The sequence below is a fragment of the Acinetobacter sp. BSP-28 genome (assembly GCF_044130285.1).
Classification (GTDB): domain Bacteria; phylum Pseudomonadota; class Gammaproteobacteria; order Pseudomonadales; family Moraxellaceae; genus Acinetobacter.
Map to the genome: position 1 here is coordinate 53291 of NZ_JBIQOB010000011.1, position 20168 is coordinate 73458.

Consider the following 20168-nt stretch of genomic DNA (forward strand, 5'->3'; position numbering starts at 1 on the left):
TTGAATAAGTCTAAAAATAGAGCGCCAAAAATAGGACGCTGTGTTACAAAACAGAATTATAGATATAGTACGCAATATTGCATAACAATAAAATCAAACCAATATAAGGCATAATCACCTCTTGATTAAAATTCCAAACGTAATCATTAGATTCATTATTCATATTTAACAGAATTAAAACAAACTATGACTTAGTATACATTTTTATCAAATAAGATCAAAGATTACTCCCATAAAAAAACCGGTGTTTCCACCGGTTTTTTACTATCCAAATCTAACGTTATTAGTCGTTAAATTTGCGACGCGGGCGATCTTCACCAAAACTACGTTTAGGACGGTCATCACCAAACGAACGTTGTGGACGATCACCGAAGCTGCGTTGTGGACGGTCACCATTGAATTCGCGACGTGGACGATCACCACCTTCACGAGCTGGTTTATAGTCTACGCGGTTACCACGGTTGTCATCGTTAGAACGAGGACGGTCGCCAAAACCACCTTCACGACGTGGAGCTGGACGATCACCGAAATCACGCTTCGGACGGTCATCAAAAGAACGTTGTGGACGGTCGCCATTAAATTCACGACGTGGACGATCTTCACCGCCGAAGCTACGTTGTGGACGGTCGCCATTATATTCGCGACGTGGACGGTCTTCACCACCAAAGCTGCGTTGTGGACGATCACCGAAACCGCCTTCACGACGTGGACGATCGTTATTGAATTCACGACGTGGACGATCTTCACCACCGAATGAAGGACGATCACCACGAGGTTTGTCATCATAGCTACGACGTGGACGATCATCACCGCCTTCGCGACGTTTGAAGTTGCTTTCGCCTTCAAAACGGCGACCGCCACCGAAACCACCACGACCGCCGTCACGACGACCGCCACGGCCACGTCCAGCGCCATCACGGCTACCACGTGCAGGAGGTGGAGATGGCTCAAGACCTTCAATTTCAGAAACGTTTAAACGCGCTTCCAGGAAGTCTTCTAAAGCACGGATCTTGCCGCGTTCACGGTAAGTTGCAAGTGTAATTGCTTTACCTGTACGACCAGCACGACCGGTACGACCAATACGGTGGACATAATCTTCGTTCTTCATTGGAAGACCGAAGTTGATTACGTGAGAGATTGTTGGTACGTCAAGACCACGAGCAGCAACGTCAGTTGCAACTAGAATCTTAGCACGACCTTCACGGATGCTACGTAAACGACGGTTACGAACCGTTTGTGGCATCGCACCGTGAAGCGCAACAACTGATAAACCTGCTTCAGCAAGCTCTTCAGCCAACATATCTGTATCTTCTTGAGTAGATGCGAATACGACTGCTTGATCAACGTCTTCTTCATTCAACCAGTGAGTAAGAAGCTTTTTCTTGTGCTCAAAACCATCAGTCCAATGCAAAGTCTGAGTAATATCAGTATTTGTAGAGTGACCAGTTTCAATCGAAATACGCCGTGGATCATTCATCATGCGTTCAGCAAGAGTAATGATACGTGGTGCAAAAGTTGCAGAGAACATAAGTGTTTGCTTACGGTTCGCAGCCAAATCACCAATTGCTTCCAGGTCTTCAGAGAAACCTAGGTCAAGCATACGGTCAGCTTCATCGACAATTAACGAATCAACTTTGTCGAGTTTAATTTGACGACGGTTAACCAAGTCAAGTAAACGGCCTGGAGTCGCTACAACGACTTGTGCGCCTTTTAATTGTTGGATTTGTTTACCAAAAGGCATACCACCCATGATCGCAGCTACACGAACACCTTTCATATGACGAACGAATGCAATCGCATCCTGACATACCTGTTGTGCAAGCTCACGAGTCGGAGAAATTACCAAAATAGATGGTTGAGTAATTGCTTTCATACGTTCTTTAAACGGTACGAAAGTGTCTTGATTTGCAAGCGCATTCAAAGTTGGAAGCAAGAATGCAGCTGTTTTACCAGAACCCGTTTGGCTTGATACTAAAAGGTCTTTACCTTCAAGTGCAGCAGGAATCGCTTGTTCTTGTACAGGAGTTGGCGTAGTAAAGCCTAAACCTTCAAGAGCCTGTGTTAATGACTCATCGAGGGAAAAATCAGCAAAAGTTTTGCTCATAGAGAGTATTCACCCTGAAATGGGTGCTCCATTTAATAAATTACAATATGGACATCGGCAAAAAGCGGCACAGCAATTAGAGCTGAAAAAATAAGGATTCAGCAGCGATCCGAATAACGACGATGTGGATATAACGCACGCATGATTACGGCCGCAAACCTGAAGGAATCGCTTAAGCGATTGGGGCGCGAAGGATATGTCCTCTCTATGGACAGGACGCGCATACAATGATTAGAAGATAATGTTCAGGTAAAGAACGGAAATTTAAGTGCGTGGCGGCATGATAACAGAATCATTTTAAAAAGTAATCATTTTTTTCGATCAAATTATGCATGGATACTGTTTTTTTCAGTAACAGTCTATTTTACAACTCAATTTTGTTTGATTTTCAAACAACCAATATTGTAACCCTTTACTGCTGATAAAATACGTTCAAATATGGATCAACAAGCATTTTTACTAACTCATCAATTTCATTCAAACATAAAAAAAGCCCTCGCAAGGAGAGCTTTTCTTTGTCATATCACTCGATTCAATCGATCTTACTTCGCTGCGTCACCCCAAGCTGGAACAACAGCCTGCATTAAAGGTTTAAGCATTTTCATAGAGCAAGCAAGTACTTGACCATTTTCCATAGAATCGGCACCACCACGTGCATCCACTACAGTACCACCCGCTTCTTTCACGATTAACTCGCCTGCAGCGATATCCCAAGGTTTCAAACCCAGTTCAAAATAACCATCCAAACGGCCTGCAGCCACATAAGCCAAATCTAATGCAGCAGAACCTGCACGACGGTATTGTGCACCCGCCTCAGTCACGTTTAATAATGAGTCGAAATGGTTTTTCGCATAAGAAATCACTTCACCGTTACGTTTTGCACGGTAAGCATGACCTACAGCAAGGAAAGTATTTTCCAGACTGTCTTTAACATTTACGCGAATACGGCGTTGGTTCAACATTGCACCGCGACCACGGCTGGCAGAGAATAACTCGTCTTTCACAGGGTCATAAATAACACCGTGTTGAGTCACACCTTTGTGCTGAACAGCAATAGAAATACAGAAATGTGGGAAACCGTTAATGAAGTTTAAAGTCCCATCAAGCGGATCGATCACCCAACACCAATCAGCGTCGTGACCTTTACCTTCTTGCAGACCAAACTCTTCACCAAGGAAGCTGTGGTTTTTATAGCTTTTACGTAGAGTATCGATGGTCAACTGTTCCAAATAACGGTCTACACGCGTTACTGGACCATCAATCCCTTTTTCTTCGACTTGTAGATCGAGTTTATGACGATTTTGATGCGCTTTTAAAAGCTCTTGACCAACTAATTGAGCCGCACGCGCAGCCATCACCACCATAGGTTCCATTGAACACCCACTACAAATTTGAAGATATTGATAAAGAATAATGCATAAAAGCCCTCACATTTTAGCAAATATGAGGGCTTTTAGGGAAAAAATGTTTCTAAAATTTTTAAACTGATCAGGACACCGACTGCACAAGCTTTAACCAGGCTAATTCAACTGATTTTTCAATACCTTTGGCATCCAGCCCGGCCTGTTGCAGCATCTGTGCATGTGAGGCCTGATGCATAAATACGTCCGCCAGACCCAAATTCAATGTTGGTTTAACAATTTGCGCCTGGGCCAAATACTCGTTTACCGCACTGCCCGCACCTGCCATAACAGCATGTTCTTCTACGGTGACAAATAAACTGGTAGTTGCTGCAAGTTGTTCAATGATCTGCTCATCCAACGGTTTAACGAAGCGCATATTCACCACACGCACCCCAACTTCATGAACAGCAGCCAATGCTTGTGCTGCTTCAATGGCGACAGTGACACGGCTACCGAATGCCAGAATGCTGATCTGATCTTCTTGCGACTCATTAAAACTCGCCACAATTTCGGCTTTACCAATCTCTAAAGCGGTCAATTGTTGCTGAATTTCAACTCCTACACCATTACCACGCGGGTAACGTACCGCCGCAGGACCATTGTATAAATAAGCAGTATGCAGCATTTGACGACATTCATTTTCGTCTTTAGGCGCCATGATCACCATATTCGGAACAGTACGCATAAAGGCGTAGTCATAGGCACCAGCATGGGTTGGACCATCTTCACCCACCAGCCCGGCACGGTCGATACCAAAAGTCACATCCAGGTTTTGCAAAGCCACATCATGAATCAACTGGTCATAACCGCGTTGCAGGAAGGTCGAATAAATCGCGACGACCGGTTTTAAACCTTCACAGGCCATGCCTGCCGCCAAGGTCACGGCATGCTGTTCGGCAATCGCCACATCAAAAAAGCGTTCCGGGAACTGTTTGGCAAACTTCACCATGCCTGAACCTTCACACATCGCCGGTGTAATGGCCAGCAAGCGCTCATCTTGTGCAGCTTCATCACACAGCCATTGTCCAAAGACATCGGAATATTTAGGTGCTTTATTGCTTGAAGCTGCTGCATTTATTTTGCTGATGGCATGGTATTTAATCTGATCGGCTTCCGCAGGCGCAAAGCCCTTACCTTTTTTGGTATAAACATGAATTAAACGTGGGCCTTTTCGTTTTTTCAAGGCATTAAATACTTGGACCAGTTGATTGACATCATGACCGTCAAATGGACCAAAATAGTCAAAACCAATGGCCTTAAACAGGTTGTCTGCTGCATCTGTTGCCGCACTATGTAAACGCGAGTTATAAGTCCAGGCTGGATGAGGCTGCACATAGGCTTCGCCTTCATCCGACACATTTACCGACTGACCACGTTCCCAAATGGCTGCCAAATGTTTGGCAAAACCACCGGTGCTGCATGAAATGGACATGTCATTGTCATTTAATACCACGATTAAATCGGCATCATGTGCAACGGCATCATTCATGGCTTCAAAAGCCATACCAGCCGTCATTGCACCATCCCCAATGATCGAGACCACTTCACAAGGGTCTTTCTGGTAACGGCGGGCCAGTGCCATGCCTAAACCGGCAGAAATTGCCGTAGAAGAATGGCCTACCCCAAAGGTATCAAATATCGATTCTTCACGCGCCGGGAAGGCTGCCAGACCATCTTTGGCACGAATGGTGGTCAACTGTTCACGGCGACCAGTCAAGGCTTTATGCGGATAGGCCTGATGACCCACATCCCAAATCAGGCGGTCATGCGGGGTATTAAAACAGTAGTGCAAAGCCACCGTCAGTTCGATTACACCCAGGTTGGCACCAAAGTGTCCACCGCTTTGCCCTGCTGCATACAAAATGTACTGACGCAACTCATCCGCCACTTGTTCTAATTGGCTGTGCTCGAGCAATCGTAATTGTTGCGGATGATCAATCGCATCCAGCAACGGAGTTACAGGTCGGTGAGTCGGTATTTCTGTATACAACATAAATGGCGAAGCCTTCTAAAGCCTGGCAAATCCTAAGCTAGGTCAATGGGTTTATTCGAGCATAATGATCGAATTGTATCACCTTTAAATCAGCCACATTTCTAGCGATGCAGTTTAGAGGCAAATCTCTACACTGGGTGTTTGTTCATGAGCGAGATTATCCTGAATAATCTTACTATTTATCAACCATTATCGTTCGCTTTATACAAAAAAGAAAATCTTCTGCATAAATTCATCTTTACAATTCAACTAATGTCCAATCATTCAGCTATACTTTAGCTAATTAATGAACTATTTAACGAGTTAAGCAGTGCCCATAGAATTTGTCGCGACTTCAAGATTACCAACCGCTTTTGGTGAATTTAAAATCACGGTATTTCAAGACCCTAAAACGGGTGAAGAACATGTAGCACTTTCTAAAGGTTTGGATATACCGCCCACTGAGCCGGTATTGGTACGAATTCATTCTGAGTGTTTAACTGGTGATGCCTTTGCTTCACTGAAATGCGATTGCGGTCCGCAACTGCAAGCCACCCAGAAACTGATTAATGAAGTCGGTCAAGGCGTGATTCTGTATTTACGTCAGGAAGGTCGCGGTATTGGACTGACCAACAAAATTCGTGCCTATGCCTTGCAAGATCAGGGACACGATACGGTTGATGCTAACCTGATGCTGAACTTGCCCGCAGATGCACGACGTTATGACATGTGTACCATCATGCTCGACCATTTGCAGGTAAAACAGGTCAAACTGATTACCAATAACCCTTCAAAAATTCAGGCACTACAAGAGCTGGGCATTGATGTGGTTGACCGCGTTCCGCTGACTGTCGGCTTGAATCCGTTTAATGCCCAGTATTTAAAAACCAAGCATGAACGTATGGCACATATGTATAAGAAAGGTGATTTTTAATATCCTTTTTACAAATCCACCCCAACCCTCCTTTGCTAAAGGAGGGAGTTGTCTTCTTTAAAAGGGAGGTTTGTAGGGATTTAAATCGTCATCGAAAAAATGCGATTCTCTGGCATACGGCGTTTTAAGCGCAAATCAAAAGCCATACAAATATTACGCACAAAAGGTTTACCTTTTTCTGTTACGGTGATGCCCTGCTCATCAATCTGTAACAATTGATCATGTTGCATTTCTTCAAGTTGCAGTAAAACTTCGGGCAATTCAGGAAATTGCATCTCTTTCGATGCCCAAGATGTAGTAAAAGTACACATCAAGTTCAAGATATGTTTACGGATGATTAAATCCTCTGTACTCAGCACATGACCTTTGACCACTGGAATTTCATCCTGCTCCAGACGTGCATAATAATCTTCCAGTTTTTTTTCATTTTGCGCAAAGCTGTACCAGCTGTCACTAATGGAAGAAATCCCCAAGCCAATCATCAGTTGCGTTTTAGATGAAGTATAGCCCATAAAATTACGGTGCAAGTTCCCGGCCTGAAAAGACTGATACATACTGTCCTGAGTTAAGGCAAAATGATCCATACCAATTTCATGGTAACCATGACCAAGAAGTTGCTTTTTGCCTTCCTCATAGAGCTGGCGCTTGAGTTCATCCTTAGGTACATCGTGATCTTTAAAACCGCGTTGTCCATTGCCCTTGATCCACGGCACATGAGCATAGCTATAAAACGCCAAACGGTCTGGCATTAGACTGCTGGTCTGATCAATGGTATTCAGCACATCTTGCAGATTCTGAAAAGGCAAACCAAACACCAGATCATGTGAAATGGAAGTATAACCAATCTCGCGTGCCCACTCCGTCACACGCTGTACATGTTCAAAAGGCTGAATACGGTGGATGGCTTTTTGCACCATTTCATTGTAGTCCTGCACCCCATAGCTGACCCGACGGAAACCCAGATCATATAAGGCCTGTAAATGTTCACGCGTGGTGTTGTTAGGATGTCCTTCAAAACTGAATTCATGCTCCGCAGCAACTTCTGCATTGGCTAAAATGCCCTGAATCAACTGTTGTAAATGCGCAACGGAAAAGAAGGTCGGTGTGCCGCCGCCCAGGTGAATTTCTTTAATTTTCGGTTTTGTGGCTAACAGCTGACAATACAAGTCCCATTCTTTCAGCACGGCCTGAATATAAGGCTGTTCCATCTCATGCTTTTTCGTGACACGTTTATGGCAGCCACAGAAGGTACACAGGCTTTCACAGAAAGGCAGATGGATATACAGACTGATGCCTTCGCTCTGGTTAGATTCATCAAATGAACACTTTAAGGTCTGCTTCCACAAATCAAGTGAAAATGGCTCGGCTTCCCAATACGGCACCGTTGGATAACTGGTATAACGGGGTCCCGGCACATTATATTTTTGAATTAAAGAACTCGTCATATGAACCATCCACTCTTCACTGCAACAGCCGGTAGATAACCGAGCCAATATTTTTTATCACATTCAACTCATTTTGCTGAGCTTGCGCATAGAATTCAACCTAGTGATCTAGTCGGAATATTTTTCAGCGCCAACTTCGAATCAAAGTCTGAACAAAATGAATGTCTCCATATTTCAATAAAAAAACATGCTGCATAAAAATCCTTAATCTTTTATGCAATTTATGTTTTGATGTGATGAGTTCCTTCATAATGATTCTGAGCGTTCCGATGCAACATCCGACTTCTAATGATATTCAACGTGTGCGTGATTTTTTAGTCGATTTACAGGCACGTATTTGTGCTGCCCTTGAACAACAAGAACTAGCCGGCGGTGGCACGGCTAAATTTGAGATTGATGACTGGCAGCGCCCTGAAGGCGGTGGTGGTCGTTCACGTGTCTTGCAAAACGGTAGCGTCATTGAAAAAGGCGGTGTGATGTTCTCTCACATCAACATTTCCAAACTTCCGGCTTCGGCCACAGAGCGCCATCCACAAATTGCTGGTGCCAAAGCTCAGGCCATGGGTGTTTCCTTAGTGATTCATCCGAAGAATCCCAATGTCCCGACTTCGCATGCCAACGTGCGCCTGTTTGTAGCTGAAAAAGAAGGTCAGGATCCGGTATGGTGGTTTGGTGGTGGTTTTGACCTGACCCCATTCTACCCTGATGATAAAGATATTTTATCTTGGCATCAAAAGGCCCATGACCTTTGCGCACCATTTGGCGATACGGTTTATGCAGAACACAAAAAATGGTGTGATGATTATTTCTATTTAAAGCATCGAGATGAACAGCGTGGCATTGGCGGCTTATTCTTTGATGATTTAAACCAGTGGGATTTTGAAACCTGCTTTCAGTATATGCAGGCTGTAGGTAATGGTTATCTAGAAGCGATTTTGCCTATTTTTAAACGTAACCAAGATAAACCGTATACCGAAGTACAACGTGACTTCCAGCTTTACCGTCGTGGTCGTTATGTCGAATATAACCTGGTTTATGACCGTGGAACTTTGTTTGGGTTACAAACTGGCGGCCGAATTGAATCCATTTTGGTCAGTATGCCCCCGCTTGCTGCCTGGTCTTATCGTCCTGAGTGGGATGAAAATTCGCCTGAAAAACGCTTAACTGACTATTATTTAAAACCGCACGATTGGCTGACTGAACTTAAAAAATAAAAAAGTTTTTATCCCTTTTTCATAGCAGAAAAAGGGATTTTTCCACTGAAATAAATTTTAAAATCAAATCAACATCTCAAATATTTAAACAATCAAATCAATATCTTAAGTAAACTAAGACACTTAACTATGTCATTAATACAATAAAAGCTGACATATTTCCTTACAGCACCAGACACGAGTGTGTCACAAAAATCGTTTAGACTGAGTCAATCCATTCAAGATCACAAAGCTAAAAGCATGCACAAATACAACAATTCATGCTTGAGGGAGATAACCATGTTCAATACGATTTTAAATCACAAAGTCATTCTATTTTGGTCTATTTTGACCCTGATCGTGTGTTCTATCACCATTACTCTGCTTTCACACAATACCCTTGCAGATAGCTTGTCAATTACCTTTACCGTATTTGCAGGTTTTGCCCTGTTTTTTACTGCCGCGATGTGGCTTGAAGATACCATTCACGAAATTTGTAATCCTTAATAGCATTTAAATTGACCGCTTCATTGCGACCCATTGTAAAAATCATTAAACAGCAACGATTTCCCACATCCCCCCTTTTTAGTTTTTCCTCTTCTTGCTGGCTTTAGCGTGGGGGAAAAATCACGTATATTAAATGCCATTTCCGCACATGGACCTTGTGAAATGAGCAAACAATTTGCCGTAATTGGCAATCCCATTGAACAATCACGTTCTCCAGAACTGCATCATGCTTTTGCAGAAAAAACTGGCATTGACCTGATCTATAGCAAACGCCTTGCGCCACTGGATGGCTTTGAAGCCAATATCCAGCAATTCTTTGCTCAGGGTGGGATTGGCATGAACGTGACCGTGCCTTTTAAAGAGCAAGCTTTTGCAGCATGCGCGGTATTAACCGAGCGTGCCAAAATTGCCAAGGCAGTCAATACCCTATGGATGCAAGATGGCGAACTGTATGGTGATAATACCGATGGTCAAGGTCTGGTCGATGCCATCAAAGCCCTGGACTGGAAGCTCGACAATACCGAGCTATTGATTATTGGTGCGGGCGGTGCAACCCGTGGCGTCGTCTATCCCCTGGTACAGGCAGGCGTGAAAAAAATCGTCATCGCCAACCGGACTTTAGCCCGTGCCGAACAACTGGTTGCCGATTTAAAACCCGCTGTGCCGCAAGCTACTCTTGAAGCAATTTCATTAAATGATCTGACGGGCAATTTTGACATTGTCATTAATGCAACTTCGGCAAGTTTAACCGGTGATGCTCTGGTTTTACCTGAAGCTTTACAGTTTAAGCATGCTTATGAAATGGCTTATGGCAAGCCGTCCAGCTTTTTAGATCAAGCCAAAGCCCGCGGTGTTCCAACTTCAGAAGGTTATGGCATGCTGGTTGGACAAGCGATTGAATCTTTTTCGATTTGGAACGGGGTCAAGCCTGAACTCAAAGATTTTCTTTAAATAGTATTAATTAAATAACTGAAAAGAAGTAACTCTCTGCTTCTTTTCAGTTTTTATCAGTATAAATGGCTTGCAATTGGATTTTATGACATCTGTATAAATTTACAGATATTCCTTCTGAGAAAAATAAAAAATCTATTCTCTTTCTGTCAAAAATTACAATAACATCTTTATTTAATTATATTTTTATATTATCAACCGAAAGTAGCATGCACAAAAAATCGCATAAAAGCATATAATTATTTAAACTTGAAGCTGAATCATAATATTTTAAATTAGCCTTTCTGACATTTTTCTCAGGCTGCATCATCAATGTATTTTAATCAACAATGTGAATAATCAAATTATCGATTCGGATAATCCAATACTATTTCTAAATTAGGATTAACACTATGCCAGCTTATAAAGCCCCTTTGCACGACATTCGCTTCTTAATGAACGAAGTGCTTGATTACCCAACACATTATAAAGCGCTTTCAAATGGTGAAGCAGCAGATGCTGACACTGTAGACATGATTCTTGAAGGTGCGGCAGATTTCTGTGAAAACGTACTTTCTCCACTTAACCAATCTGGTGATGAAGAAGGCTGCCACTTTGAAAATGGTGAAGTAAAAACACCAAAAGGCTTTAAAGAAGCGTATGATCAATTCGTTCAAGGCGGCTGGCAAGGTCTTTCTTTCCCTGAAGAATTTGGCGGTCAAAACCTGCCTCAATCTTTAAACCTGATCAAATCAGAAATGATGGGTACCGCGAACTGGTCATTCCAGATGTATCCGGGTTTGAGCGTAGGCTGTATGAACACCATTCTTCAGTTTGGTACCGAGGAACAAAAAAATACCTATATGCCAAATCTGGTGACTGGCGAATGGTCAGGCACCATGTGTTTAACTGAACCACAATGTGGTACTGACTTGGGTCAGGTGAAAACCAAAGCTGAACCTTTGGCTGATGGTACTTATGCCATTTCAGGAACTAAAATTTTCATCTCTGCCGGTGAACATGATTTAACTGAAAATATCATTCACATCGTTCTTGCTCGCCTTCCAGATGCACCTGCAGGTACCAAAGGTATTTCGCTGTTCATCGTGCCAAAATTCATTGTAAATGCAGATGGCTCAGTGGGTGAGCGCAACCCTGTAAGCTGCGGTTCAATCGAACACAAAATGGGTATCCGTGCTTCAGCGACTGCCGTTTTGAATTTTGACAATGCAACCGGTTACCTGATTGGCGAGCCACACAAAGGCTTACATGCCATGTTCACCTTCATGAACACGGCTCGTATTGGTACAGCCATCCAAGGTATTGCACATGCTGAATTGTCATTCCAGGGTGCTCTTCCTTATGCCAAAGAGCGTATGTCCATGCGTGCCCTTTCAGGTAAAAAGGATCCTGAAAAAGTAGCTGATGCGATCATTCATCATGCTGATGTTCGTCGTATGCTGCTCACTCAAAAAGCGATTGCTGAAGGCGGTCGTGCAATGATTTATTATGCCGCGCAAATTGCCGACAAAATGGCAGATGCTCTAATGCATGGTGATACTGCAGCCTATGAAGCACATGATGATCACTTGGGTTTCTACACGCCTATCCTGAAAGGTTTCTTGACTGAATTGGGTTATGAAGCTGCCAATCATGGTATGCAAGTCTATGGCGGTCATGGTTACATCAAGGAATGGGGTATGGAACAGATTGTACGTGATTCACGTATCTCTACCCTTTACGAAGGTACAACCGGTGTTCAGGCACTTGACCTGATTGGCCGTAAAGTCCTTTTAACCTCTAAGGGCAAAGTAATTCGTGATTACACGGCTGAAATCTTGAAGTTCTGTGGTCAGCATGCACGTAACAAATACATGCGCCGTTTTGCCTGGGACTTGACCAAACTTTGCGCGCAATGGAATGCACTCACCGTTCGTATCATGCTTGCTGCACGTAAAGACCGCGACATCGTGTCTTCTGCTTCGGTTGATTTCTTGATGTTCTCTGGCTATGTAATGATGGCTTATTTCTGGGCTCAACAAGCAGCTGTAGCTTCTGCAAAACTGGCTGCTGGTGAAGGCCAGGAAGTGCCAGAGTTCTACAAAGCAAAAATCAAAACGGCTGATTTCTACTTTGAACGCATGTTGCCACGTACCCAAGGTCATGCCGAAGCAATGGTCAATCCATCGAAGACTATGACTTCATTGGCGCCTGAACACTTTAGCTTTGACTACTAAGCTGTAAAGTTTAAGTCAAAATAAAAGAGCACTTCGGTGCTCTTTTTTATGCGCTACAATAATCTAAATGCATAGCCTATTTTCAAAAGCATAGAATAATAAAAAAGAATCAGGCCGCCTTTTAGATGAAAAAATTATTTTCAATTCTAAGTCGCTTTTATCAACCCTATAGTGCAACTGTGCCTTTGAATATCCATCATCTTGAGCAAGATATGGATTCTCCTCACTCTGCCAATTTGGGTGATGCTGCCGAACCCATTACCCTGATCAGAACAGGATTGGGGAACCAGCATATTGTTCAAGGTCTAGCGATCGATCAAAGACAAAAGGTGCTGTATACCACGCATGTGGAGGGCCATCCAGAACAGGGTGTGATTAATCGGTTTCATTTTCAAGATTCAAATTTATGGTCGGCGCAAGATGTGCAAAAACCTTCATCCCTGATTGGTCATCAAGGCATTTCGGTCGATCCACAGAGTGACTTTCTTTTTGCCTCTGCTGGTTCAGCCATCCCGAATAAAGGTTGGTATATCTTAAAATTTCAATACATGCCTAATGCAGAACCCAGTCATACTCAAGTGATTCAGGTATTTGATAAAAGATACAATAAAATTACCAATACCATGCCGACCTTTACCCCGAATGGAAAATATCTGCTGGTACGCGGTAACAACCATAAAACCAATGTCATCCGTATTTTTAAATTCGATCTTATTAGCAAAAAAAATTTAACCGATATTCGCTTTTTATATGAAGATGAATGGCCTATTGATTCAGGTTTCACTCATGATCGGTGTGCATTTCAAGGGCTGAGCACTGATGGAACTTATATATACCTGTTAAGCGGTAATAAAAATAAAGGTCCGAAAAAAATCTATGTGTATGACTTCGCAGGAAAACTGATTCAAAAAATGGATCATGTGACACTGGGCCATTTTAATATGTCATCGAATCATTCAATACAATACTGGGAACCTGAGGGCTTAACGGTCGATCCAAAAAACCGTCAGCTCTATGTGTTATATGCCATAGGCAAGGATAGACAATTCTTAGGGCGTATTTATCGAATGAAAATTAACAAATAAAACAATAGATTTAAAAAAAGCTGAATACTTTCAGACTACTCTCTATTTAGGAATGGTATGCATCATGCTCACTTTAATAAAAAAGACCTCAAAAATTTCTTAAAAAAGACAAACATTATGACAATGGCCCATAATATTTAAATATCGTTAATGAAAAAGAGCGCTTCAGCGCTCTTTTTCATTGCATATAAAGTAAAAGCCCGACATCCTGTCGGGCTTTTTTTGTATCGGTTAGCTTGGTATAACTCCTGTCGTACCTTAACCCTTCCTTGTGCTTATCTTTGTTTTTATTTTTTTGGAGCATCCTGCTCTCTATGTCTCCTATCATAAGAAATAAGCCCTAAATCACCTAGACGCAAAGAACCTGAATTGATGTGAGCAAATGCGTACAAGGTTGATTAAAAACCAGCCCCTATTTTTTCCGCAGAAATTTGGGATCGTTTTGCCCTGGGAAAGCCTTGAACACTGAACCAAGTTTCAATTTGATTAGACATTGATCTGATTTATTGGCGAAATATTCCAGAATCGCTCATAAAAAAACCGACTTGTTTCTAAGTCGGTTGAACGAGGGCGTTCTAGAGGGTATAAATTAAGATAAGATACTGATCTTAAAGTAATATTAAAAACGAATTTCGTATAACGACCATTATGTTAAATGCAGATATTCTTTTAATTCATTGAAAGCAATCTGAACTGACTCGATTGGAACAATGTCTGCATAGCCAGCTCCTATTTTAATATCCAAATTTGGTTCATAAAATGGATGATTGGGTATTTTATAGAAGAAAAAAACCTTATTTTTACTTCTAACAGCACTATTTTCAAAAGCAGTAATATTTTTTTCTAATTCTAAGTATTCTATTGTTTTTAAGTTTTTAATTTCTATTAACTTTTCCTCTATATTATCATTGTCTAATCCATCTATGAAATACGTAGATGTATTTAACAATTCATCCAGACTTTCCATGAAATGATATATTTCAATTGGATTTTCATAATCACTAAAAGATGTACCATTTATATTTACCGTTAAAAAAAATAAACCTTCTTTAGAGTTTTTTTCTTCAATTGAAAAGTAAAAATCTTTTTTACCAATATCATGCATATATTTTATTTTTCCTAAAATTAACATAATACACGTTATACGAAATTATTTTAATTTACATTTAAAATCAAAAATTTATAAAAATATTAAAAACCCAAACCTCAGTGTTTGGGTTTTTTTGATGATTTATCACGTTCCATACCTATGATTTCATCCATGCTCACGAATTGAAGCAAATCAACCATCTCACCCTATATCAAAGAAACTCTTCCAACACTGAATTTAAAAACACATGCCCCTGCTCTGTACAAGACAAACGGTTTTCATCTTCCACCATAAACTTTCTCGTATGCAGTGAATTTAAAAGTTCATCCAAACTTTCTAAATTTAAACCTGTACGTTCAGCATACAGTTTGGCATCGACACCCTCATTTAAACGCAAGGCATTCATCATAAATTCAAACGGCATGTCTTTATCTTCAATACGTTTAAACTGCAAATGCTCGGCAGGCACTTTGGCTAAATAGTCTTTTGGCAAACGGGTTTTTTGAAAACGGTACACGCCATCAGGTCGGGTCACTTTACCATGTGCACCTGCCCCAATTGCCAGATAATCACCAAACTGCCAATAATTTAAATTATGCGCAGACGGTTTTTCCTTACGCCAAGCTGAAACTTCATAGTTCACAAAACCATTGGCTTTTAAATATGCCTCGCCCTGTTCCTGAATATCTTCCAAAACATCTTCTACAGGTAAAACCGGCTGGGTACGGAAAAATACGGTATTGGGTTCAATGGTCAGTTGATACCACGACACATGAGTAGCACCATTTTCCACTGCCAGTTTTAAATCATTTAAGGCTTGTTCTAAAGTTTGTTCTGGCAAACCATGCATCAAATCGACATTGATGCGTTCAAAACCTGCTTCACGGGCCAAATGAATGGCATTAATCGCATCATCATTGCTGTGAATACGACCTAATTTTTTCAGCTGATCGGTATTAAAACTCTGCACACCAATGGAAAGACGGTTAATTCCTGCTGCCAAATAACCTGCAAAGGGATCATGCTCCACCGTTCCCGGATTGGCTTCCAGAGTAATTTCACAGCCATCTTCAAAAGGAAGCATGGCTTTTAACTGACTAAATAACCATTGATAACCTTTGGCTGAAATTAAAGATGGCGTACCTCCACCAATAAAGACACTATGAATCTGACGGCCTTGGGCAAAGTCGACCTGGGTTTTAAAGTCTTCTACCAAAGCCTGTAAATATTCCTGCTCCAAATCTAAAGACAGTTTTCCATCCGGTACTGCATGCGAGTTAAAGTCACAATAGGGACATTTACGCACACACCACGGCATATGAATATATAAAGATAAAGGAACAGATGCAGGATTTAATTCAGCCAAGGAACAAGCTCGAAATGGGTAAAGGAAGATGCATATTTTAACATGACTGCATCAGGACACTGATAAAATCTCACAATGAATATCAGTACACTAGAGAAAACTATAGAAGAATTAAATTGTTAGAATGATGAAAATATCTGCTCAGTTATTGTTATTTATCCCCCTGACCCTAGGGATTGGTATCGCGCTCACCATTCAAACGGCTATCAATAGCCAGTTGAGAGAATATTTAAATTCTCCCTTACAAGCCGCCCTTTTATCTTTTCTGATTGGTACAATACTGCTGGCCATATTGGTGTTTTTTCAGCCGGTAGAAAAACCGGGTTTTGCCACGTTTGTGCAACTTCCATGGTATTTATGGTTGGGCGGATTTCTGGGGGTATATGCCATTAGCCTCAGTATTTATGCCGCGCCCAAACTCGGTTTTCTAACCCTGTCCGGTTTAATTATTTTTGGTCAACTCGTCACTTCGATGTTTTTGGATCATTTTGGGTTACTTGGAACAGAAAAAACACCCGTTAATTGGCAACGCATGTTAGGTGGCGTGGTGATTTTTATTGGTGTGCTTCTCACTTTACAACGCTAACACCTCATTATTCTAAGCACATGATGAGTAATTTTTTGTGTCGAATGTCTCGTCGGTTACAACGACCCGTTATGAATTAAAACAACTCTTTCATTTGATGATTCCAATTCTGGTCACTCAATTTTCCCAAGCCGGTTTGGGACTGATTGATACCATTATGGCCGGACATCTGTCTCCGGTGGACCTTGCCGCGATTGCTGTCGGGGTAGGCTTATGGATTCCGGTCATGCTGCTGTTCAGCGGCATCATGATTGCCACCACGCCTTTGGTGGCGGAAGCCAACGGCGCACGTACACCTGAAAAAATTGCCAGCATTGCACGACAATCCCTGTGGATCGCCCTGATTCTAGGCATCATCGCTGCGCTGATTTTACAAGTCATGCCATTTTTATTACCTATTTTAGGCGTGCCAGAAGCGTTACTTCCGAAAGCCAGTTTATTCCTGCATGCCATTGGCCTGGGGATGCCCGCCGTGACCATGTATGCAGCGCTGCGTGGCTATTCGGAAGCACTGGGTCATCCACGCCCTGTCACCGCCATTAGTCTAGGCGCGCTGGTTGCACTCGTTCCGCTTAACTTTATTTTCATGTATGGCTGGGGTCCAATCCCTGAACTGGGCAGTGCCGGCTGTGGTTTTGCTACCGCTATTTTGCAATGGCTGATGTTTATTGCACTCGCAGCCTATATATTTAAAGGTTCGGCCTACAAAAAAACACAGCCTTTTGCTGCATTTGAAAAAATCAATCCCAACTGGATCAAGCGCATTTTAAAACTTGGGTTCCCGATTGGCCTGGCCATCTTTTTTGAGGTGAGCCTGTTCAGCACGGCTGCCATTGTGCTCAGCCCCTTGGGCGAAACCTTGGTGGCCGCCCACCAGATTGCCATGTCCGTGACCTCGCAGTTATTTATGATCCCGATGTCCCTGGCGATTGCACTGACCATTCGTGTGGGCACCTATTATGGGGAAAAAAACTGGCAGGCGATGTATAAGGTGCAATATTTAGGTCTGGCCACCGGCACTGTTTTTGCCTTCGCTACCATGGCATTGATCTGGTTTTTCCGGCCAGAAATTGTGTCCATTTACACCTCGGATTATGACGTAACACAGTTCGCGCTGTATCTGCTGTTATTTGCTATGGCCTATCAGCTGATGGATGCCTGGCAAGTCAGTGCGGCAGGTTGCCTGCGCGGCATGCAGGACACCAAAGGCCCCATGTGGATTACCATGATTGCCTATTGGGTCATCGCCTTCCCGGTCGGGGTTTATCTGGCACGTTTTACCGAAATGCAGGCCGCCGGTGTCTGGGTGGGTTTGATTGTCGGTTTAACCGTGGCCTGTATCCTATTATTAACGCGTTTATATAGAATCAATCATCGACTGAAAACCCATTAAAATGTCATAGACTCATTCCTTTTCCCATGAAAAGGAATGAGATCCATACAAAATAAATAGAAAAATAATAATAAATAATTCAGTATTTTATATAATTAAAATCTTCATTTTTTTGATGATCTCAGTGTAAAAATGCAGCTTTTAACAATTTAAAGTAGGCAATATCCAGTTTAACGCCTATGATCATTAAAACCCATCTATGATGATCCTGAGGAATATCGCATGGCAAAAACGGCTAGGACCCCCGGTCGTCGCTTTATGAAACTTGCCAGTATGACGGCGAGTATTGCAACTAAAACCGTGTCAAACTCGATTAAAAATTTTAATGCCGATGAAGAACAAAAAAATGCCTCGCGCAGTAAACTTTTTCAGGATATAGGTCTTCAGATTGCGGACACCCTGGGTGAAATGAAAGGTGCGGTCATGAAAGTGGGGCAAATTGCTTCACAATATAAAGATATCTTCCCGCCTGAAGTGGCCCGCGCCATTAGCAAGTTACAACGCCAAGCCCCAGCCATGCCTTTTGCTGAAATTAAAGCGCAAGTCGAAAAAGAACTGGGTAAACCGCTCAATAAAATCTTTAAACACTTCGATGAACAGCCTTTTGCTGCGGCCTCTATTGGTCAGGTGCATAAAGCCATCTTGCCGAACGGTCAGCAGGTGGTGGTGAAAGTACAATATCCGGGGGTGGATGAAGCCTGCGAAAGTGACCTGAAACAGGTTCGTCTGGCCTTACGTTTAATGGGTGTATTGAAAATTGACCGTAAATTGCAGGACCGCTTGTTTAAGGAAATTCAGGAAAGTCTGGATAATGAGTTGAACTATGAGATTGAAGCGCAAAACTTAGAAGTCACGCGTACATTTCATCAAACATTAGACAATAAAATTATTATTCCTCAAGTCTATAGCGACTATTCTTCGCGTCACATTTTAACCTTGAGTCTGGAACAGGGCGAAAGCATGGAAACCGCCAGCAGCTGGTCTCAAGACACCCGAAATGAACTGGGACGCCGCCTGTTCCGTGCCATTGGTCAGGAAATTTTCTATCTGAAACGTTTCCACTGTGACCCGCATCCGGGTAACTTTGCCTTCCGTGAAGATGGCACGGTGATTATTTATGACTATGGCGGTGTCAAAACCCTGTCCACTGAAATTGTCTCCAATTTCAAGACCCTGATTAATGCCGCCCGTGAAGGCAATATTGCCGAAATGGAACAGAAACTGGATGATCTGCATTCTCTTACCACTCAAGGCAAGTTTCCTGAAGAGCTCTATCGTCAGTGGCTGGAAGTGTTGATGCGTCCATTGACCACCCATTACGATTTTGCTGAAAATTCTGCTCATCATGATGGCGTCGAACTGCTCAAACCGTCATTAAAATATTGGGATGTGTTTAAGCCTTCACCGGATACCTTAATGGTCAACCGTACGGTTTCCGGACATTACTGGAATTTAATTCATTTAAAAGTGAATGATAACCTGAATGATTTATTTGAGGAGCTGGTGCCGCCTCGAGTCTGATCACGCCACACCCACCCGGTTAGCCCATGGTGACCGGGTTTTATTTGACTTGATAATTGTTATGTTATAACATTTCTTTATCTTTAAAAAATACAATGGAGAAATGTATGCGTCCAGATATCCACCCAGATTATCAACAAGTGCTGTTCCACGATACCAATGCGGATGTCTATTTTATTATTGGCAGCACTTTAAAGCCGACCCAGACACGTGAATACGAAGGCCAGACTTATCCTTATGTTACCCTAGATATTTCCAGTGCCTCGCATCCGTTTTATACTGGTGAACAGCGTCAAACCAGCAATGAAGGTCGTGTGGCAAGTTTCAATAAACGTTTCGCGCGTTTCAAACGCTCACATTAACTTCATATTATTTTAAGCTTTAACCCTTAAGCTAAAACCT

Annotated in this window: 16 protein-coding genes; 10 read left to right on the forward strand and 6 right to left on the reverse strand. The window is 42.3% G+C overall.

Translation table 11 applies throughout. The annotated features are described in order from the left end of the window. Window positions 1-283 precede the first annotated feature (283 nt). From ACE01R_RS09825 to dxs, 3 genes are all read right to left on the reverse strand, one after another. On the reverse strand, window positions 284-2104 hold the full coding sequence (locus ACE01R_RS09825; protein ID WP_395550826.1) for a DEAD/DEAH box helicase: 1821 nt from the start codon (window positions 2102-2104) through the stop codon (window positions 284-286). 542 nt (window positions 2105-2646) lie between these two features. After that, window positions 2647-3477, reverse strand: a complete 831-nt coding sequence (locus tag ACE01R_RS09830; RefSeq protein ID WP_395550827.1) for an inositol monophosphatase family protein — start codon at window positions 3475-3477, stop codon at window positions 2647-2649. A 115-nt stretch (window positions 3478-3592) separates the two neighbouring features. Next, window positions 3593-5500 (reverse strand): 1-deoxy-D-xylulose-5-phosphate synthase, encoded by a 1908-nt coding sequence (dxs, locus tag ACE01R_RS09835; RefSeq protein WP_395550828.1) that lies wholly within the window; start codon window positions 5498-5500, stop codon window positions 3593-3595. Window positions 5501-5810: 310 nt separating this feature from the next. On the opposite strand from dxs, the gene ribA reads away from it, so the two are divergent. Further along, a complete protein-coding gene (gene ribA / locus ACE01R_RS09840) occupies window positions 5811-6413 on the forward strand; it encodes a GTP cyclohydrolase II (protein ID WP_395550829.1) in 603 nt (200 codons plus the stop codon). A gap of 80 nt (window positions 6414-6493) precedes the next feature. Here ribA and hemN read toward each other — a convergent pair whose 3' ends face one another. Then, window positions 6494-7858, reverse strand: a complete 1365-nt coding sequence (hemN, locus tag ACE01R_RS09845; RefSeq protein ID WP_395550830.1) for an oxygen-independent coproporphyrinogen III oxidase — start codon at window positions 7856-7858, stop codon at window positions 6494-6496. 269 nt (window positions 7859-8127) lie between these two features. On the opposite strand from hemN, the gene hemF reads away from it, so the two are divergent. The 5 genes from hemF to ACE01R_RS09870 all read left to right on the forward strand — a co-directional run bounded on the left by hemF (window position 8128) and on the right by ACE01R_RS09870 (window position 13810). Next, window positions 8128-9072 (forward strand): oxygen-dependent coproporphyrinogen oxidase, encoded by a 945-nt coding sequence (gene hemF, locus ACE01R_RS09850; RefSeq protein ID WP_395550913.1) that lies wholly within the window; start codon window positions 8128-8130, stop codon window positions 9070-9072. Between the two features lie 279 nt (window positions 9073-9351). Next, the gene (locus ACE01R_RS09855) at window positions 9352-9558 is read left to right on the forward strand and encodes a hypothetical protein (protein ID WP_395550831.1); all 207 of its coding nucleotides are present in this window, start codon (window positions 9352-9354) and stop codon (window positions 9556-9558) included. A gap of 162 nt (window positions 9559-9720) precedes the next feature. Beyond that, complete coding sequence (gene aroE, locus ACE01R_RS09860; RefSeq protein WP_395550832.1) at window positions 9721-10509, forward strand: shikimate dehydrogenase; 789 nt, start codon at window positions 9721-9723, stop codon at window positions 10507-10509. Window positions 10510-10901: 392 nt separating this feature from the next. Continuing rightward, window positions 10902-12725: an acyl-CoA dehydrogenase C-terminal domain-containing protein gene (locus ACE01R_RS09865; RefSeq protein ID WP_395550833.1), complete on the forward strand. Its 1824-nt coding sequence runs from the start codon at window positions 10902-10904 to the stop codon at window positions 12723-12725. Between the two features lie 125 nt (window positions 12726-12850). Beyond that, a complete protein-coding gene (locus ACE01R_RS09870; protein WP_395550834.1) occupies window positions 12851-13810 on the forward strand; it encodes a YncE family protein in 960 nt (319 codons plus the stop codon). A gap of 646 nt (window positions 13811-14456) precedes the next feature. Here the strand turns inward: ACE01R_RS09870 and ACE01R_RS09875 are convergent. Both ACE01R_RS09875 and hemW read right to left on the reverse strand, forming a co-directional pair. Then, window positions 14457-14915 (reverse strand): hypothetical protein, encoded by a 459-nt coding sequence (locus ACE01R_RS09875; protein WP_395550835.1) that lies wholly within the window; start codon window positions 14913-14915, stop codon window positions 14457-14459. A gap of 196 nt (window positions 14916-15111) precedes the next feature. Continuing rightward, entirely contained in the window at window positions 15112-16266 is a 1155-nt protein-coding gene (hemW, locus tag ACE01R_RS09880; protein ID WP_395550836.1) for a radical SAM family heme chaperone HemW, read from the reverse strand. A gap of 124 nt (window positions 16267-16390) precedes the next feature. Between hemW and ACE01R_RS09885 the strand changes: the two genes are divergently transcribed. The 4 genes from ACE01R_RS09885 (at window position 16391) to ACE01R_RS09900 (ending at window position 20128) form a co-directional block, all read left to right on the forward strand. Then, window positions 16391-16852, forward strand: coding sequence for a DMT family transporter (locus ACE01R_RS09885; protein ID WP_395550838.1), 462 nt, complete (start codon window positions 16391-16393; stop codon window positions 16850-16852). Between the two features lie 37 nt (window positions 16853-16889). After that, a complete protein-coding gene (locus ACE01R_RS09890; protein ID WP_395550839.1) occupies window positions 16890-18245 on the forward strand; it encodes an MATE family efflux transporter in 1356 nt (451 codons plus the stop codon). 222 nt (window positions 18246-18467) lie between these two features. Continuing rightward, complete coding sequence (locus ACE01R_RS09895; RefSeq protein WP_395550840.1) at window positions 18468-19766, forward strand: ABC1 kinase family protein; 1299 nt, start codon at window positions 18468-18470, stop codon at window positions 19764-19766. Between the two features lie 107 nt (window positions 19767-19873). Continuing rightward, window positions 19874-20128: a type B 50S ribosomal protein L31 gene (locus ACE01R_RS09900; protein WP_395550841.1), complete on the forward strand. Its 255-nt coding sequence runs from the start codon at window positions 19874-19876 to the stop codon at window positions 20126-20128. The last annotated feature ends 40 nt before the right edge of the window (window positions 20129-20168 follow it).

What these genes read in the sequence shown, in the direction of transcription:
- ACE01R_RS09875 (WP_395550835.1), bottom strand. Translation starts at nt 14,915, where the DNA reads ATGCATGATATTGGTAAAAAAGATTTTTACTTTTCAATTGAAGAAAAA.
- hemF (WP_395550913.1), top strand. Translation starts at nt 8,128, where the DNA reads ATGCAACATCCGACTTCTAATGATATTCAACGTGTGCGTGATTTTTTA.
- ACE01R_RS09870 (WP_395550834.1), top strand. Translation starts at nt 12,851, where the DNA reads ATGAAAAAATTATTTTCAATTCTAAGTCGCTTTTATCAACCCTATAGT.
- hemN (WP_395550830.1), bottom strand. Translation starts at nt 7,858, where the DNA reads ATGACGAGTTCTTTAATTCAAAAATATAATGTGCCGGGACCCCGTTAT.
- ACE01R_RS09865 (WP_395550833.1), top strand. Translation starts at nt 10,902, where the DNA reads ATGCCAGCTTATAAAGCCCCTTTGCACGACATTCGCTTCTTAATGAAC.
- dxs (WP_395550828.1), bottom strand. Translation starts at nt 5,500, where the DNA reads ATGTTGTATACAGAAATACCGACTCACCGACCTGTAACTCCGTTGCTG.
- ACE01R_RS09825 (WP_395550826.1), bottom strand. Translation starts at nt 2,104, where the DNA reads ATGAGCAAAACTTTTGCTGATTTTTCCCTCGATGAGTCATTAACACAG.
- ACE01R_RS09855 (WP_395550831.1), top strand. Translation starts at nt 9,352, where the DNA reads ATGTTCAATACGATTTTAAATCACAAAGTCATTCTATTTTGGTCTATT.
- ACE01R_RS09895 (WP_395550840.1), top strand. Translation starts at nt 18,468, where the DNA reads ATGGCAAAAACGGCTAGGACCCCCGGTCGTCGCTTTATGAAACTTGCC.
- ACE01R_RS09885 (WP_395550838.1), top strand. Translation starts at nt 16,391, where the DNA reads ATGATGAAAATATCTGCTCAGTTATTGTTATTTATCCCCCTGACCCTA.
- ACE01R_RS09830 (WP_395550827.1), bottom strand. Translation starts at nt 3,477, where the DNA reads ATGGAACCTATGGTGGTGATGGCTGCGCGTGCGGCTCAATTAGTTGGT.
- ACE01R_RS09900 (WP_395550841.1), top strand. Translation starts at nt 19,874, where the DNA reads ATGCGTCCAGATATCCACCCAGATTATCAACAAGTGCTGTTCCACGAT.
- aroE (WP_395550832.1), top strand. Translation starts at nt 9,721, where the DNA reads ATGAGCAAACAATTTGCCGTAATTGGCAATCCCATTGAACAATCACGT.